The organism is Geopsychrobacter electrodiphilus DSM 16401, from assembly GCF_000384395.1.
In the GTDB taxonomy this organism is placed as follows: Bacteria; Desulfobacterota; Desulfuromonadia; order Desulfuromonadales; family Geopsychrobacteraceae; genus Geopsychrobacter; species Geopsychrobacter electrodiphilus.
On the sequence record NZ_ARWE01000001.1, the window covers coordinates 1,527,583 to 1,543,660 of the forward strand.

At 51.7% G+C, this 16,078-nt stretch carries 18 protein-coding genes and 1 pseudogene; 14 read left to right on the forward strand and 5 right to left on the reverse strand.

Features of this window, described 5'->3' with window-relative positions:
• Positions 1-33: 33 nt before the first annotated feature.
• Both D888_RS0107260 and D888_RS20950 read right to left on the reverse strand, forming a co-directional pair.
• On the reverse strand, positions 34-963 hold the full coding sequence (locus tag D888_RS0107260) for a 3-hydroxyacyl-CoA dehydrogenase NAD-binding domain-containing protein (protein WP_020675888.1): 930 nt from the start codon (positions 961-963) through the stop codon (positions 34-36).
• A gap of 45 nt (positions 964-1,008) precedes the next feature.
• Positions 1,009-1,596, reverse strand: coding sequence for a carboxymuconolactone decarboxylase family protein (locus D888_RS20950; RefSeq protein ID WP_020675889.1), 588 nt, complete (start codon positions 1,594-1,596; stop codon positions 1,009-1,011).
• 199 nt (positions 1,597-1,795) lie between these two features.
• Between D888_RS20950 and D888_RS22965 the strand changes: the two genes are divergently transcribed.
• From D888_RS22965 to D888_RS20955, 6 genes and pseudogenes are all read left to right on the forward strand, one after another.
• Positions 1,796-2,959 carry a GAF domain-containing protein gene (locus D888_RS22965; RefSeq protein WP_020675890.1) on the forward strand — a complete coding sequence of 388 codons (1,164 nt, stop codon included), beginning with the start codon at positions 1,796-1,798 and terminating at the stop codon, positions 2,957-2,959.
• 24 nt (positions 2,960-2,983) lie between these two features.
• On the forward strand, positions 2,984-3,817 hold the full coding sequence (locus D888_RS0107275; RefSeq protein ID WP_020675891.1) for a Rossmann-like domain-containing protein: 834 nt from the start codon (positions 2,984-2,986) through the stop codon (positions 3,815-3,817).
• 17 nt (positions 3,818-3,834) lie between these two features.
• Positions 3,835-3,948: pseudogene (locus D888_RS24850) on the forward strand (hypothetical protein); the annotation flags it as partial.
• Positions 3,949-4,161: 213 nt separating this feature from the next.
• Entirely contained in the window at positions 4,162-4,404 is a 243-nt protein-coding gene (locus D888_RS0107285) for a hypothetical protein (RefSeq protein WP_156826961.1), read from the forward strand.
• Positions 4,405-4,491: 87 nt separating this feature from the next.
• Complete coding sequence (locus D888_RS0107290; RefSeq protein WP_020675894.1) at positions 4,492-4,836, forward strand: MmcQ/YjbR family DNA-binding protein; 345 nt, start codon at positions 4,492-4,494, stop codon at positions 4,834-4,836.
• Between the two features lie 352 nt (positions 4,837-5,188).
• On the forward strand, positions 5,189-5,704 hold the full coding sequence (locus D888_RS20955; protein ID WP_020675895.1) for a ferritin-like domain-containing protein: 516 nt from the start codon (positions 5,189-5,191) through the stop codon (positions 5,702-5,704).
• Between the two features lie 74 nt (positions 5,705-5,778).
• Here D888_RS20955 and D888_RS0107300 read toward each other — a convergent pair whose 3' ends face one another.
• The 3 genes from D888_RS0107300 to D888_RS0107310 all read right to left on the reverse strand — a co-directional run bounded on the left by D888_RS0107300 (position 5,779) and on the right by D888_RS0107310 (position 9,225).
• Positions 5,779-6,300, reverse strand: a complete 522-nt coding sequence (locus D888_RS0107300) for a deoxycytidylate deaminase (RefSeq protein ID WP_020675896.1) — start codon at positions 6,298-6,300, stop codon at positions 5,779-5,781.
• A gap of 74 nt (positions 6,301-6,374) precedes the next feature.
• Entirely contained in the window at positions 6,375-7,061 is a 687-nt protein-coding gene (locus D888_RS0107305; protein ID WP_020675897.1) for a TSCPD domain-containing protein, read from the reverse strand.
• 13 nt (positions 7,062-7,074) lie between these two features.
• Positions 7,075-9,225 (reverse strand): adenosylcobalamin-dependent ribonucleoside-diphosphate reductase, encoded by a 2,151-nt coding sequence (locus D888_RS0107310; protein ID WP_020675898.1) that lies wholly within the window; start codon positions 9,223-9,225, stop codon positions 7,075-7,077.
• Positions 9,226-9,958: 733 nt separating this feature from the next.
• Between D888_RS0107310 and D888_RS0107315 the strand changes: the two genes are divergently transcribed.
• The 8 genes from D888_RS0107315 to D888_RS20965 all read left to right on the forward strand — a co-directional run bounded on the left by D888_RS0107315 (position 9,959) and on the right by D888_RS20965 (position 16,015).
• Positions 9,959-10,906 (forward strand): PEP-CTERM sorting domain-containing protein, encoded by a 948-nt coding sequence (locus tag D888_RS0107315; protein ID WP_169513273.1) that lies wholly within the window; start codon positions 9,959-9,961, stop codon positions 10,904-10,906.
• A gap of 335 nt (positions 10,907-11,241) precedes the next feature.
• Positions 11,242-11,601, forward strand: coding sequence for a GFA family protein (locus D888_RS0107320; RefSeq protein WP_020675900.1), 360 nt, complete (start codon positions 11,242-11,244; stop codon positions 11,599-11,601).
• Positions 11,602-11,640: 39 nt separating this feature from the next.
• Positions 11,641-12,666 carry a low-specificity L-threonine aldolase gene (ltaE, locus tag D888_RS0107325; RefSeq protein ID WP_020675901.1) on the forward strand — a complete coding sequence of 342 codons (1,026 nt, stop codon included), beginning with the start codon at positions 11,641-11,643 and terminating at the stop codon, positions 12,664-12,666.
• A 352-nt stretch (positions 12,667-13,018) separates the two neighbouring features.
• Complete coding sequence (locus D888_RS0107335; protein ID WP_020675903.1) at positions 13,019-13,378, forward strand: hypothetical protein; 360 nt, start codon at positions 13,019-13,021, stop codon at positions 13,376-13,378.
• A gap of 142 nt (positions 13,379-13,520) precedes the next feature.
• On the forward strand, positions 13,521-13,994 hold the full coding sequence (locus tag D888_RS0107340) for an FKBP-type peptidyl-prolyl cis-trans isomerase (RefSeq protein WP_020675904.1): 474 nt from the start codon (positions 13,521-13,523) through the stop codon (positions 13,992-13,994).
• Between the two features lie 179 nt (positions 13,995-14,173).
• The gene (locus D888_RS24950; protein WP_020675905.1) at positions 14,174-14,920 is read left to right on the forward strand and encodes an RT0821/Lpp0805 family surface protein; all 747 of its coding nucleotides are present in this window, start codon (positions 14,174-14,176) and stop codon (positions 14,918-14,920) included.
• A gap of 116 nt (positions 14,921-15,036) precedes the next feature.
• A complete protein-coding gene (locus D888_RS0107350) occupies positions 15,037-15,465 on the forward strand; it encodes an SseB family protein (RefSeq protein WP_020675906.1) in 429 nt (142 codons plus the stop codon).
• A gap of 4 nt (positions 15,466-15,469) precedes the next feature.
• Positions 15,470-16,015, forward strand: a complete 546-nt coding sequence (locus D888_RS20965; RefSeq protein WP_020675907.1) for a YaeQ family protein — start codon at positions 15,470-15,472, stop codon at positions 16,013-16,015.
• Positions 16,016-16,078 lie beyond the last annotated feature (63 nt).

Sequence of the window (16,078 nt, forward strand, 5' to 3'; positions counted from 1 at the left end):
CCGTTTCAACCCGTATAGTCGGACGGACACTAGCTAAAATCCGTATTTTTGCTTCAGTTTGTAGAGTTCGACCAGTGCGTCGTCGCGTCGCTGCGCCAATGTTTGCTGATCCTGACTCTCCAGCTCCTTTTTCATCCCCGCTACCAGCATGGTTTTAAGTTCTGCGGTCAGCCTGGGGCTGCCAAGTTCTTTCCATCGAGTTTCCTGGGTCGGGCCGAGATGGTCGAGGTAGGCTTGATAACCTCCGACGCCACCTCCTAGATGATAGGTCAAATGCGGACCCAGAAGCGCCCAGCGCATGCCGGGGCCATAGGTGATGGCCTTATCGATATCTTCAACCGAGGCTATCCCTTCTGCCGCAATGTGCACCGCCTCGCGATAGAGTGCCGAGGTGAGACGATTGGCCAGATGGCCGACCACTTCCTGCTGTACACGGATGGTGACACGTTGCATCTGTCGATAAAAGGTCTCAGCCGTTTGCAGGCTCGCTAGGGAAGTCAGTTCGCCTGCGACAAGTTCCACCATCGGCACCAGATGTGGCGGGTTCATGGGGTGTCCTACGAGAATCCGCTCTGGATATCGCGCTTCGGCTTGAATGTCAGAAGCCAGCAGCGAGGAGGTGCTGGAGGCAATCACGACCTGCGGAGCGATCACTTGCTCTATCTGTTCGATTAATTGGCGCTTTATCTCAATCCGATCGGGACCGTTCTCCTGAACAAAGTCGACCTGACTCAGGCGTTCGAAGTCGGCGCTGAAATCGGCGTGGCGTACGGTGTCGCTGGTTGTCAGTCCCAACGCTTGAAGCTTCGGCCAGGCCTCTAGCACAAAATTGCGCAGCTCTGCTTCGGCCTCTTGCCGCGGGTCAATAACGACAACTGTCATACCCCGGGCCAGAAACAGGCTGGCCCAACTCATGCCGATCAGACCACCACCGATCACGCCGATTTTTTGCAGTTCTTTCATCTTGTTCTCTTCTCTCATGCGCTGCCCAAACCGGAAGTGTTGGTCTCAGCGGGGAAACTCGACCTTGAATTTATCTTCGCAGACCGATGGCGGCAATTTGTGTTTAACGTGTTCATCCAGTTTTAGGCCCCAGGTATTGAGCATGCCACCGAGGGTTACATACATGCCCTGAATGGCGATCAGGTCCATCACCTGCTGAACAGTATAGTGTTGGCACAGCTTGTTCAGAGTTTCTGGCGTAATGGCATGGACGGTCATTAATTCGTCCACCGCTGTGAATAACAGGGCTTCATCCGGTTGCCATTCCATGGCTTGTGCCCCCTGCTTGACGCGTTCAATCTCATCTATGGTCAGGCCACAGGCTAGCGCGCGTTCGACATGTGAACCCCATTCGTACCAGGATCTCAGCTGCAGGGCGACGCGCAGAATGATCAACTCGCTTCTGCGTCTTCCCAGGTCACCCCCGCCTACCGCATGGTTGCGGAAGTTCCACCAGGCCTTGAGCAGTTCGGGGTGATGTGCCATCAGGGCGTGAACATTGAGGGGCAGGCCCTGCATATCCTCGCTGATATGGGCGAGGGAGGCATCCCAGGCAGAGAGGGGAAGGGGTGATATGTGCAAACTCTTTTTCATCAGGCAATCCTTTTTACGCTGAAATTATCCAATCTCAATAACAGGCTTTACCGCGGTTGATGGGCTGAATTTACATGAGCATCACCCGGAATGTTTAGAAAATATTTGTGGCCGGTAAAATGAGTGCCCGGTTTATGTTTTTCGCATATACTCCAACTATGGACCCCCGTTGGTTATTCTGCGAAGGAGAATTCGATTCATGCCCCAAGAACATACAAATGAATACTTTAGACTCTTTTTTGAAACAGTCCAGGAGATACTCTCCGCCAGAAATCTACAAGCGACCCTCGATTCCCTGGTGCGGCGAACCGTTACCGCGCTGAATATCAAGGCGGGGGGCCTGCGACTCATTGACGAAAAAACGAATTTTCTGGAGCAGGTTGCGGCCTTCGGTTTGAGTGAGGCCTACCTGAATAAGGGCGCTTTAAACGCCGATCAGAGTATCCCTGAAGTTCTGGGCGGGAAACCTGTTTGTATCAAGAACGCCTACACGGACGCACGTATCCAATATCCTGGAGCCATGCGTATTGAGGGGATCGATACAATCCTTTCGGTCCCGGTGATCGCAGGGGACAAGGTGATCGGCGTGTTGCGACTCTACAGCGCCGAACCGCGTGATTACAGTCATGAAGAGCTTGAGTTCGTCTCTGCCCTGGCCGAAATGGGCGGGTTGGCGATTGCCAATGCGCGCCTCTATCAAGCCGAAGGGAAGAAACTGGCCACCCTGTTTGCCGAGATCGGCGTCGAACTGCCGACCAGCAATGAAACGCTTGAAGATGAACGCGAAAGTTGTGCCTTTCTGCCGATCGATCCACTGAAGAGTCTCGACTATTTTCATACCCTGCATGAGGTCACCCGTGCCATCCTCTCCACCCTCGATTCCAAGCAGGTGATGCAGCTGATCGTCGATAAGGTGATCAGCCTGATGCAGCTGAAGGCCAGTGCCTTGCGGCTGCGGAATGAAACCACCCATGAGCTTGAGCTGATCGTCTCGACCGGCTTGAGCAAAATGTTCCTGGGCAAGGGACAGCCGCACACCGACCAGAGTATCAGTGAAACCCTGTCCGGGAAAACGGTGCTGATCGCGGATACCGCCAACGACCCGCGTCTTGAATACCCACTTGAAACCGTTGCCGAGGGGATCGCCTCAATCCTCTCGGTGCCGATTGTCGCGCATCAGCGGGTCGTCGGTGTGCTGCGACTCTACAGCGCCGAAAAGCGTGAGTTTAGTCAAGCAGAACTTACCTTCCTCACTGCGCTTGCCGGAATCTCCGGGGTGGCCATCATGAATGCCAGAGTCTATGAGAAGACGCGTAACGATCTGTCTTTCTGGACCGCCACTCTCGACTATATGCAGGGCTGACAGCGCCGGCAAGGAAAACAACCGATGAGTATCATGGCGGAAATACGGGATATGGCGCTGGGGCTGGCCTCAACCTTTCACATTCCGAAAATTGCCGGGATTGTGTTCCCCCCTTTTCATCCTGGCGGCCAGCCGCATGACTGTGAGTTCATGGCCATGGCCCTTGAGGGCGGTGCGGGAGGGATCAGCTATGTGCTGTTGCCCGACAGCAGCGCAGAGGCCTACCGGTCTTTGCAACCTCACGCGTTTATTGATACCCAGCCTGAGCAGCACGCCGCAGTGTTTGGCGGGACCGATCCCGTTCAGAACATGCTCGGGCTGGCCGCGATTAACGCTATCTGTCAGCAGGTGATGCGGACGACCGGAAGGGTTCCTGAGGTCGCCGCGGATTCTATAGGCCTGATGCGACTTGCCGCTGGCGATCGCGTCGGGATGGTGGGTTTTTTTCCGCCGCTTCTTAAATATATTCAGAACTGCAATGTTGAGCTGGTGATCATCGAGAAGAATCCGCGCTTGATTGAGCGTTTCCCGCAGCACCATGTAACCCTCGACATTACCGAGTTGAAAAACTGCAACAAAATCCTGTGTACCAGTACGACACTCCTGAACGATACCCTTGACGAAGTCCTTTTATACTGCAGCGCAGCCGAGCATATTTCGCTGCTCGGACCGACGGCAGGGTTTTTCCCTGATCCCCTGTTCGCTGGCGGCGTGCACGTGCTGGGTGGTCGATTTGTTAATGACGGCATGCTGCTGCTGCAACTTCTTGCAGAAGGTAAGCGCTGGGGGGCGGCAACCCAAAAGCTCTGTTTTGAAGCCAGCCATTATGTTGGGATCGGAACAGAGGGCGAAGCATAAAAAAAAGCGCAGCACAGATGCTGGTCGATTGCCTGGTCAATAACGGTACCGATCGTGTCTATGGAGTTTCCGGTGAAAGCTATCTGGCGGTATTGGATGCATTGTACGGGCGTTCGGATATTCACTATCTAACTATTCTGGACCCGCCTTGATTGAACTCAAACTCGATCCTGAGGCCTTGACACCCTAATGCCAGTTTCGCCGAGATCCGAGCCGCCGCGCTATAATTTGATCAAATATCTGGGCGGAGGCGAAGCCGATTCCATGGATTCAGCGCATGACCAATTGGCGGATAGGGACTTTGGCGCGGGTCGTTTTTTTTGCTTTTGATCGGAGGTGTAACTATGACGCATAGAACAGACCCCGGCCATGATCGCAGGCGGACAATGGTTAAACAACATATGGCTCGTAGGGTTGAAGTCATTGTCATGGTGATTTTGCTGATCATCTCACTGGCACATCTGCTGCGGCTGATAACCGGAACCGAGCTCATGGTTGGCAAAACAGTGATTCCGCTCTGGGCCAGCGTATTCGGCTGTGTCGGTCCGGCTAGTCTTGCGGGACTCTTTTGGTGGTCGCGTCATTAAATTTAGATCGTGTCCCTATCTCAGGGTTTGATGCATTCCGCTGTATTGTCAGAAGGACAGGGGTGGCTGAAGGAAGGAAGCAAACGCGTGACGAGTTTTGATAGCCTGCGATCTTATTTGAATAGAAAACCAGGCGCTGTCGAAGAGTTCCCCTTTGATACGGTGACTCTTGTGGTCAAGGTCGGCGGCAAGATGTTCGCCCTCGTTGGTACCGATGAAATCCCCCTGCGCCTGAACCTCAAGTGTGATCCCATAAAAGCAGAGATTCTGCGTGAAATTTATCCGACTATTCTGCCCGGCTACCATATGAACAAACGCCATTGGAATACGGTTATTCTCGATGGATCCATCCCCGCCACTGAGATCAGGTCGATGATTGATGATTCCTACGCCCTCGTGGTTCGAGGCCTGCCCAGAGCGAAACGACCTTGAGGTTTTGCGGCTCGCTAATTTTGTTGATTACCGCTCTACCTGCCAATTAGGTTCTTATCCTCGCCATCAAATAGGAACTGGTGTGTTGGGTGGGGAGTTGCAATTTTTGTGTTATGAAAAAAGTACAACGGTGGATCATTAAGCGATTGAATGCCTCAAAAAACAGAGGAAGTGCGTGGTGTGAAAATTCTGAACAATTGAGTCGCGAGGATAGTCACCGCAAGAAATGAACCGATCTGAAACCATCCAAACCGTAAAAACAAACCCCGCACAGCTTGACCCGCCTACTACCAGCGCTTACGCTTAAGTTTAAACGTGGAGTTGACGGAAAACCGCAAACAGGGAGCTCAAGATGAATGTATTCGATTATGCGATGAAGATGGAAGCGGATGGAAAGGCCTATTATCAAAAGCTGGCCAGTCAGACCGATCTGCCGGGGTTGCAGACGATTTTTTCGCGTTTGGCAGAGGACGAACAAATTCATTATCAAATTTTTAAGAAGTTAAAAGAAGGGAAGGGCGTACCGGAGGTACCGGAAAGCCTGACATTGAAAAGTGTCAGGAATATCTTTGAAGCGCTGCCTCTGCCAGAAAAGGCGATTAAAAATATTGCGGGCACTCTCGAGGCCTACCAGCACGCGATGCAAGTTGAGGCTGAAAGCTTCCGTTTTTATGAAAAGGCGGCCGAAGAAGAAGGTAACCCGCAAATCAAAAAAGTGCTCCTGCAGATTGCCGCTGAAGAGCAAAAGCATTTCAATATCATGGAGAATATTTACCACTTCACCAATGCGCCTACCCAGTATCTGGCCGGTGCCGAAGTCAGTGACATTGATGGAGTCCGGCAGTTCGGGCGGGATATTGAAAGTTGAAAAAATAGGAAGCCCCCGTTTGGACCAACCAAACGGGGGCTTATTCTTGCTGACTGATTCTGGTTGGCACTATATCAATCGAAGGGTCTGATCTGAACATTGCCGACCCGAAGTTCTTTGTTGAGGATATCTCGCAGATAATTTTTCTGTTCAACAAATCGGGTTACGACATTCCCTTCACCCAGAATAATCAGTGATTTTTCGAAACCCTTTCCCCAGTTGCTGTCCGTCAGGTCGGGCTCAAAACAGACAATTTTACTCAAGCCTGATTGTACGATGGCCTTGGCGCAATCGACGCAGGGGTACCAGGGGACATAAATTGTACAGTTTTTGGTAGAGACACCCAGCATGGCAGCATTGTAAATCGCATTTCTTTCGGCATGTGAGGCCCAGAGATATTTTTCACCACTCTCGGCATCATGCCGTTCTTCAACGTCGTCATTCACCCCGCGTGGAAATCCGTTAAACCCGGTCGAGCGAATTTCATTATCGGGACCGACAATCACAGCGCCAACTTTTCTGCCGCGATCCTTGCTCCAGGTTGCAATAAATTGAGCCAGAGCCATCCAACGAATATCCCAGTTTGAACTCGACAAGGCCTGCTCCTTAATGAAGGAATCTGTTGTTTCCCTGGTTGTGAATCATCTGAGCCCGAACCAGCATTCCGGGCTCATCCGCACTTGGAATCACCGCAGTTCAGGCAGGTCAGACAACCGTCCATGACGATGGCCGCTTTGGTGTAGCATCTGTTGCACAGCTTGGCGTCGGCTGGAAAGCTACCGACATCTTCGGTCTGTTTGCGGCCCTTTAGCGTGTCATATTCCGCCCTCTTGACGTGAAGCATCTCACGGATAGCATCAGGCATCTTCTCTTCTTTGAGCAGGCCGATCATCTTCATATGGCTTTCCAGGGCGAAACCAATCTCGGCGACGATGGAGGGCATAAAACGCCCACCCGGCTTGAAGTACCCTCCCTGAGGATCGAAAACCGCCTTCATCTCTTCAACCAGAAAGGTGACGTCGCCGCCTTTGCGGAAGACCGCCGAGATCACCCGGGTCAGGGCTACTACCCATTGAAAATGGGCCATATTCTTTGAATTGATGAAGATCTCGAACGGCTGGCGGGCTTCATGTTCGGTCCCATAGTTCAGCACCATATCGTTGATCGTGACATACAGGGCGTGCTCGCTCTGCGGGGTCTTGATCTTGTAGGTCGCGCCGACCAGCATCTCCGGTCGTTGGACGTTCTCGTGCATGCCTTCGAGCTGAATCTTCTCTTCTTCTGCGGCTTTTTTCCGTTGCTCTTCAAGGTTGATGACCTCGTAAGCCACAATTTTTTTGTCGATTTTTGTCGGCATTTTTCTCTCCTGATTACAGCTTGCCGTAATAGCCCTCTTTGAGTGCATCAAACAGGTTGGCTGCTGTGTGAATTTCATTGTCATATTCGATCTCTTCGTTCCCGCGGGCCTGGAGCACAGTGCCGTCTTCGAGGGAGAACTGGTAGACCGTCGCCGCCAGGTCCTTCTCCTGAACCAGTACGCCCTGAAAGGATTCCGGGTTGTAGCGGAAGGTTGTACACCCCTTCAAACCCTGTTCATATGCATAGAGGTAGATATCCTGAAAATCGGCATAGGGATAATCGCTGGGGACGTTGGCTGTTTTGGAGATCGAAGAATCGATCCATTTCTGCGCCGCCGCCTGAATGTCGACATGCTGCTTGGGGGTAACGTCTTCCGAGGTGATGAAGTTCTCCGGCAGTTGTTCCTCGGGGTTGATGCTCCCGGGCATCGCCAGCGGATTGATGAGCTCGCGATAGGCCAGAAGTTCATAGGAGAAGACGTCGATTTTTTCTTTGGTTTTTTTCCCAGGGCGAATCAGGTTGCGCGAGTAATGATGGGCGAAGCTCGGCTCAATACCGTTAGACGCGTTATTGGCGATGGAGAGCGAGATGGTCCCGGTCGGCGCGATGGAGCTGTGGTGGGTGAAGCGGGCACCCACTTCGGCCAGTTCAGCTACCAGCTCCGGGGCCTCTTTGGCCAGCTGCTGCATATAGCGACTGTAACGGGCGTGCAGGATGCGACCGGGGACGCGCTGTCCCAAACGGATGCCATCGGCGGCCATCTCCGGGCGTCGGCGCAGCATTTCGGCGGTCACTTCATATTCTTCAAGAAGCGCCGGTGCCGGTCCTTTTTCGCGCGCCAGTTCGAGCGCCTGTTGCCAGCCGGCCAGGGCCATCTGCAGGGTGACCTTCTCGGTAAAAGCCACGGCATCGGCGTCGCCGTATTTCATGCCGAGCAGGGTGATGGTCGAACCGAGGCCGAGATACCCCATGCCGTGACGTCGTTTGCCGATGATTTCGTCGCGCTGCTGCTGTAGCGGCAGGCCGTTGATCTCGACCACGTTGTCGAGCATGCGTGAAAAGACCGCAACAACTTCGTTAAACAGTTCCCAATTAAAGCGTGCTTCAGGCGTAAAGGGCTGTTCGACGAAACGAGTCAGGTTGATCGAACCGAGCAGGCAGGAGCCATAGGGAGGCAAGGGCTGCTCGCCGCAGGGGTTGGTGGCGCGGATCTTCTCGCAGAACCAGTTGTTGTTCATCTCATTGACCTTGTCGATCAGAATGAAACCCGGTTCGGCAAAATCGTAGGTCGAGGCCATGATGACGTTCCACAGCTGTTTGGCGCGGATGGTGCGGAAGACCTTGCAGGCAACCTGACCGACTTCGTTTTGCAGATAATCTTCAGTGATCGGCCAATCTTTCCAGATGACCTGCGCGGGGTCTTGCAGATCGAGTTTATCGCGTTCCAGTTCTTTTGTGGTCATAGGGAAGCAAAGTGGCCAGTCAGCATCCTGTTTGACCGCTTCCATGAACTCATTGGTGATCAGCAAAGACAGGTTGAACTGGCGCAGGCGTCCGTCTTCACGCTTGGCCTTGATAAAATCGAGCACGTCCGGGTGGGAGACATCAAAGGTCGCCATCTGGGCACCCCGTCGCCCGCCGGCGGAAGAGACTGTGCAGCACATGCGGTCGAAGATGTCCATGAACGACATCGGCCCCGACGTGTAAGCACCGGCCCCGCTGACAAAGGCATTTTTGGGGCGCAGGGTTGAAAATTCATAGCCAATTCCGCAACCCGCCTTGAGGGTCAGACCTGCTTCGTGGACCTTGCGTAAAATATCGTCCATCGAGTCGCCGACTGTCGCCGAGACCGTACAGTTGATGGTCGAGGTGGCGGGCTTGTGCTCCAGGGCCCCGGCGTTCGAGGTGATACGCCCGGCGGGGATGGCACCGCGTTCCAACGCCCATTGAAAGCGTTCAAACCAGTAGCGCTGTTTAACCTCGTTATCTTCCACGGCGGCAAGTGCCTTGGCGACCCTTTCGAAGGTGGCGTTCAGATCGGCATCAAGCGGTTGACCTGCGGCGTCCTTGAGCCGGTACTTGCTGTCCCAGATGTCCAGAGAAGCTGCCTGCCAGGGAATTTCTACCGGCCCAACTGTTTTTTTGATCAATTTTACGGACATTTAACCCCCATCTTCATATATTTAGCCCGCACGGGTGAGGCTGGGAACAGCCCTGGTTCGTGAATCGGGACGTCATTTCTTCTGAGCAAATAAACACTATATATCGTGTCGGAAAGAACTATATTCCACAAGATGTTGTCCCGTAAACCCAAAATTACTTAATGAGACAAGTTTTTTTGCAAATGATTTGAAACAGGTGCTGAGGCTGGTGTTTGTACTCAGGGGAGGAGAAAATGCGTAAAAAGGTTATGAACGGAAATTTATGGTTTTTGAATATTTTAAAATGTCGCAGGTTAGGTGAAAAGCATAGCCTGAAAGACCAGATCTACTTACTCCTCAAGTGTTGCCCTCTTTTCCGACGGACAGGAAATAGCTAAAACCTGGATCGATATGATCTGACCCATGATAGCTTGCAGCAAGAGAGATTTACGACGAGAAAGAATGGGAAAAATGAACTTTTTGTCTTTTCGTATTTTTTTGTTGGAATACTTTACATTACCTCATGTTTTCCATTGTTACACCTTATTTTTCAATAAAAACGATATGTTATTGATTGGAATAATTTATGCATTTTTTAAAAGCCTTCCCACCACGAAGCCTTCCTACAAGCCAATTTAAGTACTTTTGCTCATCTTAGAATCGCTTTTTTGAATAAGTCAGCAAACATAGAAAGGAGACTCTGTAAAAACCGCTGACGTAGTCCAACATGTTGATTCACACGATGGAGGAAGATATGAGTAGAAAAGTGTTGTTGCTAGGCATCATCTTTTTGCTGACGGTATGCTCAAACGTATTCGCTTCGGATTACTATGAGTTCTCAACGTTCGGGGGTCCTGGGTCTGAATATGATGTAGGCAGCTATGGAAACGACATCTACTATGGTGGTGGTAGCTCCGTCTACAAAACAACCGTCTCAATTACCGACATGGCAAAAGCCAATGAACCAAAGTTTCTCGCGGACGGTGTCACTCCTAACCCCAACTATCAGGTGCGCACCTTTACGTCCCCGACATATATTAACCTGAGTGGTGCACCCACCTCATTAGAACAGGGAAGTTGGGGTGAAATGTATATAGACGCCAACAATATCTATACCGCTGGTTATACTTCCTATTCCTCCACGGGGAATTATGGAGCTATTTATTCCTTTGACAAAGCAACAGGTGCCTACAACGGCACTGCTGTCACAGGTGGCGGGGCTATTACATCTGACTACTGGGGCATAGGTGCGACTCTGCTCTCCTATGGCGGAGGTCAGTGGTGGGCGGCCAATGAGAGTAGTAAGGTTTACAGTTCCACGGGCGGTGCCTGGACCTATGAGTTCACCTGGCCCAGCATGGGTGGTGGTCATGGCGACGGCATGGAATATGTCAACGGTAATATCTGGGTCTCTGACATGACCTCAAACTTCATTGCACGCTGGGGGAAAGTAGGGGATGTCTGGATGGAACTGAACCGGTTCGCTTACACAGAGGCCGGTGGGAATAAATATGTCGAGGGGATGGGCTTCGGTGCCTTAGGGCATTTCTGGGCTGGTAGCGGCTCTCAGATTTATGAACTCGGTGGCGGAGTTCTTGGTGATTACACCGAAACTGTTGTTCCTGAACCGAGTACCTACCTGCTGCTCGGAATAGGATTAATCGGCCTGTTCTTGTCCCGCAAGAGAATACAACAAGGGTAAATGAATTTGTTTTTTCGCTGACTGGCCCATTCTGACATCAGAATGGGCCTTTTTTTATCGGTAAGGGAGGGGGCCAGCAGGAAGAAATCGAAAAGTATCGATCAACACGCCAGAATTCAAAATTTAAATCTCACTGCGAACTTTTTTCGTTCCTTAAATATGCGGCGATGCAGTTGATAAATTAACAATCCCCGGGAGCCGCGTTGCTGTACCCTCTCACTTTTAGGAATTTGTTGGAACATAACTTTCAAATTGTTAATGATTGCTATGTGTTTTGTCTTTTCCGGTATAATTTATAAGGAATGGAGACAATTTACAAAAAGGAGTAACAAGCGATGACAAACACATCAAAAATCTATCAAGGCACCTGTCACTGCGGCAAAGTCAGTTTTGAGCTGAAAACCGACCTCAAGCCGGCTGTACGTTGCAACTGTTCAATCTGCAAACGCAAGGGCGTGCCGATGGTAACGGCAGAGGAGGGGAGTTTCCGGGTTACCGGTGGGGAGGAATATCTCACCCTCTACCAGTTTAATACCCAGCGGGCGCGGCACTTCTTCTGTAAGGTCTGCGGTATCTACACCTTTCACAACCCGCGCTCCAATCCGGCTCTCACCCGGGTGAATTCCGGTTGCCTGGATGGGGTTGACCCTCTGGCGCTGGAGACGGATCTTATCAATGGCGCTGCTCTGGACTGAGATTTTTCTGGCTTTAACCTAATTCTGAAAGAAATTCTTATGCATATAATCGATCTGCGCAGCGACACCGTTACCCTGCCGTCTGAGCTGATGCGTGAAACCATGGCTGCGGCCAAAGTTGGTGATGACGTCTACGGTGAAGACCCAACCGTCAATCGTCTGCAGCAGGTGGCCGCCGAACTGGTGGGTAAAGAGGCCGGTTTGTTTGTGCCCAGCGGGACCATGAGCAACCTGATTGCGTTGCTGAGTCATTGTCAGCGCGGTGATGAATACATCGTCGGTCAACAGGCGCATACTTATAAGTACGAAGGGGGCGGGGCTGCGGTTCTCGGCAGCATTCAACCTCAACCGCTTGAGTTTTCGGCTGATGGATCGCTGGATCTTCAGTTGGTCAGAAAGGCGATCAAACCCCGTGACAGTCATTTTGCCAGAACGCGTCTGCTCTGCCTGGAAAATACTCAGGGAGGAAAGGTACTCTCACTGGGCTATCAGGAGCAGGCCGCGCAGTTTGCCCGCGACCACCAACTGGCTTTCCATCTCGATGGTGCCAGGGTCTGTAATGCGGCCGTGGCTCAAGGGGTCGCGCTGCAACAGATCTGCCAGTATTACGATACGGTTTCGATCTGCCTGTCCAAGGGGCTGGGGGCTCCGGTCGGCTCGGTGCTGGTCGGATCGACAGGGTTTATTGCCGAGGCCCATCGCTGGCGTAAAATGTGCGGAGGCGGCATGCGTCAGGCTGGAATTCTGGCGGCCGCCGGTCTGTTTGCCCTGGAGCATCAGTTCGAGCGGCTGGCTGAGGACCACGCTAACGCCCGTGCTCTGGCTGAAGGGTTACTGCAGATTGATCAGCTGAATATCGATCTGTCCCAAGTGCAGAGCAATATGGTTTTTGTTGATTGTGCCGCAGATGTGCAGGTGCCGCTCATCGCTTATCTACATCAACAGGGGATTCTGGTCAGTGGATATGGTCAACTGCGACTGGTGACCCACCTGAATATTGACCAGGCGGACATTACCAGAGTAATTCAGGCCTTTCGTGGCTTTTTCTCTCAGCACCAGGCCTGATCTTACCCGAAGTCGTTAAGCAGGCCTTGATGACCATCAGGGTGATGTCATCGAACTTGTAAGACAAAGTAGAGGGTGCGCTGTTTCTAATAAGGCGCCCTTGAATAAATAAAAATTCTGTTCAAACCTTTTTTGTTCTGATTGCAAGGAGCATTTTCATACGCATTTACCAGGCAGGCAAATTTCTCCAGATGATGATATAAACATGCGCATAAAATCGGCAGAGCATCCTTTCCTCGGTTGATCTGTCCGTTATTAGTTTTGATCCCTTTCCGCTCCTGGACTTTATTGGTTTGAATATTTCTAACTTTAATAAAATTTCTTATCACTCTTATTCCTTGATAGGGCTGAAATGAAAAGTCGTACTATCCGTGAATTTACCTATAAAGACGATCTCTGGTCGATCGTTGATAGCTGGGCCCGGCGCAGTGGTTTTACTATGGATCTGCTGGAGGATTCGCGGCGGGTTTACCACAAAGGGAATCGCTTGGTAATGGCGCCCGTCTGCCTGGAGATTAGACATGACGGAAGCAATGTCACCCTGGAGACCTGGATCAAGGCAGATATGTATCTGATCATGGCGCTGATGACCGGCAAGCCACCGGAGGCGGGGATTCAGTCTGGCGGCCTGACCGCCTGGATCCCGCGCAAGCGCGCCCGTAAAGTGGTAAACCCGCTCCTGATCAGCCTGGGACAATCCCCAATCACATGACAGCAGGTCAAAGGGGGCGACAGCGGATAAAGGACGTCCGTGAGCGTTTTCTTTTGTCAGCCTCTTGGTTGCCATGTTCTTTCTTTCTCTTTGTGGCTGTGCTAAAACCGAAAAAATTTCACTCGCTAAGGAAGGAAAACCGATGGCACAGGTAAAAGAAGCAGACAAGGTCGCGATTAATTTTATCGGCACATTAGCCGACGGAACTATTATTGACAGTACCTACCCAGATCCAGATGAGGATGCGTGCAACGATGAGGATTGTTGCCATGAACATGGCCCGATGGAATTGACGCTCGGCGAGGGAGACTTCTATACGCCGATCGAAACCGCATTAATCGGGATGCGGGTCGGGGACAAAAAGACTGTCGTGGTCGCGCCGGTTGATGCATTTGGTGAACATGATCCGGAAAATGTCTTCAGCATCAAGCCTGGTGAATTTCCCGAGGATATTCTTCCGGAAGTCGGACTTGAACTCGAAGTCACCGGTGACGATGATGACCTTTTTATGGTCACGATTATCGAAGTCACCGACGATGAGATCGTCCTCGATTCAAATCATCCCCTGGCAGGTGAAGAGTTGACCTACGAGATTGAGCTGGTCAAGATTTTCTAGTTTCTCGTGGACTCCACAGCAGAACCGAAAAGGGCAGATTGCATCTCAGCGATCTGCCCTTTTCACTTTCAGCTTTAAGGCTTAGAGTACAATTTTAAAAGTTTCGTTATCGGGATTCTTATTTAAGAAGAACCTCGGGTATAATGGGCGCAGAAAGCCTCAGCGAAAGGAGGACGAGCATGAGATGGATAACAGGTTTGCTGACGATATTTTTTACTCTGACGACAGGTGCAGGGCTGGTTTTTGCACAGGGGGAGCAGCAACTTAATGGTGTTGAAGTGCAGGCGATGGCTGACACCTTTCAATATGCGCTGGAAAATAATCCGACCAGCAAAGCCTCGGATTGGGCCAATCCTGATGCAGAACGTTCCGGGGCGGTCGTTCCGACGCGTACCTTTGAGAATACCCAGGGACAGCCCTGCCGGGAATTCGTAACTAAAATTACCATCGGTGGCCAGGAAGAGCAGGGTTATGGTACCGCGTGTCGGCAGCCTGATGGTCACTGGCAACTGCTTGACGAGAACGGAGCAACTGCCGGGGTGCCATCACCTCCGCCGCCAAGGAGCACGACCTATTTTGTTGAGCCTCCTCCGGTCTATTATGGATATCCGAGCGGTTTTTATGGCCCGAGCAGTATCTATTTGAGTTTCGGCTATGTTTACCGAAGCGGAAAAATCTATCACGGGAGTCGTTATCTTGATGGTCACAGTTTCCGTCAGCGTTACCCCTCTCGCGTACGAAATCAGATCTATATCGGGCCGAAAATTTTTACCAGATATCGTCTGCGGGATGAGTTGAATTACCGTGAATGGGATCGAGATCGCGCGCCGAGGCGGATCAAACATAAAAAATGGCAAAAGGAGCGTTACGAAGATCGCGAAGGGCGGCATGAAGGTCGCCGCAATAATCGCAGGGGATCCGACTGAAAACTGCTTTAACCCTGGCTCCCCCCTCGCACGACAAATGATCGACATTCTGTTATGGTGTCGATCATTTTGATTTTTTTTGCCCTCTTTCCCCTAGTTCGCTAAAGGCATTTTTCATGACCGAAATCGATACCGCACTTGTCGCTCTGCGCGCTCAACCTGATGACCACAAAGCTATGTCCGGGTTTTATGACCTGTTTCTTAATACCTTGTTTTTTGTACCCACCGCGAAAGAGCTGATTCAAATTGATGAAGCAGGGACCGAACAACAGACCGAAGTCCCGTTGATCATTGAAAATGAGGGGACCGATTATCTGGTCTTTTTTGACCAGCAGGAGCGGATGAACGCCTGGGCCGAGCAGGAGGCACCCTTCGTGAAATTGCCGGGACACCTGCTGACCGAGATGACCACGACCGATCTGCACTGGGCGATGAATATCAGCACGGATCATTTTAAGACCTTCGCCCCGGATGAGATCAAATGGTTGAAGGACGTGGTCGCGTACTGCAAGGCTGAAGACGATAAAAACGCGGCTGAAGCATAAAGCTATGGCCCTGGGTGCAACGATATTTAAAGCCGAACTCCAGATTTCGGACATGAATCGCAACTATTACGGCGAGCATCTGTTGACCCTGGCGCGACATCCTTCAGAGACCGACGAGCGGATGATGGTGCGCCTGTTGGCCTTTGCCCTGCATGCTGATGAGCGCCTGAGTTTTACCCGGGGGCTCTGTGCCGATGAAGAGCCGGATCTCTGGCTGAAGAGTTACACTGACGAAATTGAGCAATGGATCGACGTCGGACAGCCGGATGAACGTCGCTTGCGCAAGGCATGCGGTCGCGCTCAGCAGGTGACCCTGTATCTCTACGGCGGTCGGGGTGCCGACCTCTGGTGGCAAAAAAATGCAGAGAAGTTGCAACGCCTGGACAATTTGACGGTCCTCGAAGTCCCGGACGCTGCCTGCAAGGAGATGACCTGCTTTGTTCAGCGCAGCATGCAGTTACAGTGCACGGTTCAGGATGGCGAAATCTGGTTGACCGCCGGCGATCAAACCCGAAGAGTCACCCTGCAGGCGCGTAAATCGCGAGATTGATTCAGTTCTCGATTCCAGGCCTGGTGCCCGGGTTCCGTTGAAGTTGTCAGGTGAAACAATTGC

Coding starts and splice junctions, on each gene's coding strand:
- D888_RS0107285 (WP_156826961.1), top strand. CDS start 4,162: ATGACGCATAGAACAGACCCCGGCCATGATCGCAGGCGGACAATGGTT.
- D888_RS0107335 (WP_020675903.1), top strand. CDS start 13,019: ATGAAAAGTCGTACTATCCGTGAATTTACCTATAAAGACGATCTCTGG.
- D888_RS0107310 (WP_020675898.1), bottom strand. CDS start 9,225: ATGTCCGTAAAATTGATCAAAAAAACAGTTGGGCCGGTAGAAATTCCC.
- D888_RS0107320 (WP_020675900.1), top strand. CDS start 11,242: ATGACAAACACATCAAAAATCTATCAAGGCACCTGTCACTGCGGCAAA.
- D888_RS24950 (WP_020675905.1), top strand. CDS start 14,174: ATGAGATGGATAACAGGTTTGCTGACGATATTTTTTACTCTGACGACA.
- D888_RS20955 (WP_020675895.1), top strand. CDS start 5,189: ATGAATGTATTCGATTATGCGATGAAGATGGAAGCGGATGGAAAGGCC.
- D888_RS0107315 (WP_169513273.1), top strand. CDS start 9,959: ATGAGTAGAAAAGTGTTGTTGCTAGGCATCATCTTTTTGCTGACGGTA.
- D888_RS20965 (WP_020675907.1), top strand. CDS start 15,470: ATGGCCCTGGGTGCAACGATATTTAAAGCCGAACTCCAGATTTCGGAC.
- ltaE (WP_020675901.1), top strand. CDS start 11,641: ATGCATATAATCGATCTGCGCAGCGACACCGTTACCCTGCCGTCTGAG.
- D888_RS0107260 (WP_020675888.1), bottom strand. CDS start 963: ATGAAAGAACTGCAAAAAATCGGCGTGATCGGTGGTGGTCTGATCGGC.
- D888_RS0107305 (WP_020675897.1), bottom strand. CDS start 7,061: ATGCCGACAAAAATCGACAAAAAAATTGTGGCTTACGAGGTCATCAAC.
- D888_RS20950 (WP_020675889.1), bottom strand. CDS start 1,596: ATGAAAAAGAGTTTGCACATATCACCCCTTCCCCTCTCTGCCTGGGAT.
- D888_RS0107350 (WP_020675906.1), top strand. CDS start 15,037: ATGACCGAAATCGATACCGCACTTGTCGCTCTGCGCGCTCAACCTGAT.
- D888_RS22965 (WP_020675890.1), top strand. CDS start 1,796: ATGCCCCAAGAACATACAAATGAATACTTTAGACTCTTTTTTGAAACA.
- D888_RS0107275 (WP_020675891.1), top strand. CDS start 2,984: ATGAGTATCATGGCGGAAATACGGGATATGGCGCTGGGGCTGGCCTCA.
- D888_RS0107340 (WP_020675904.1), top strand. CDS start 13,521: ATGGCACAGGTAAAAGAAGCAGACAAGGTCGCGATTAATTTTATCGGC.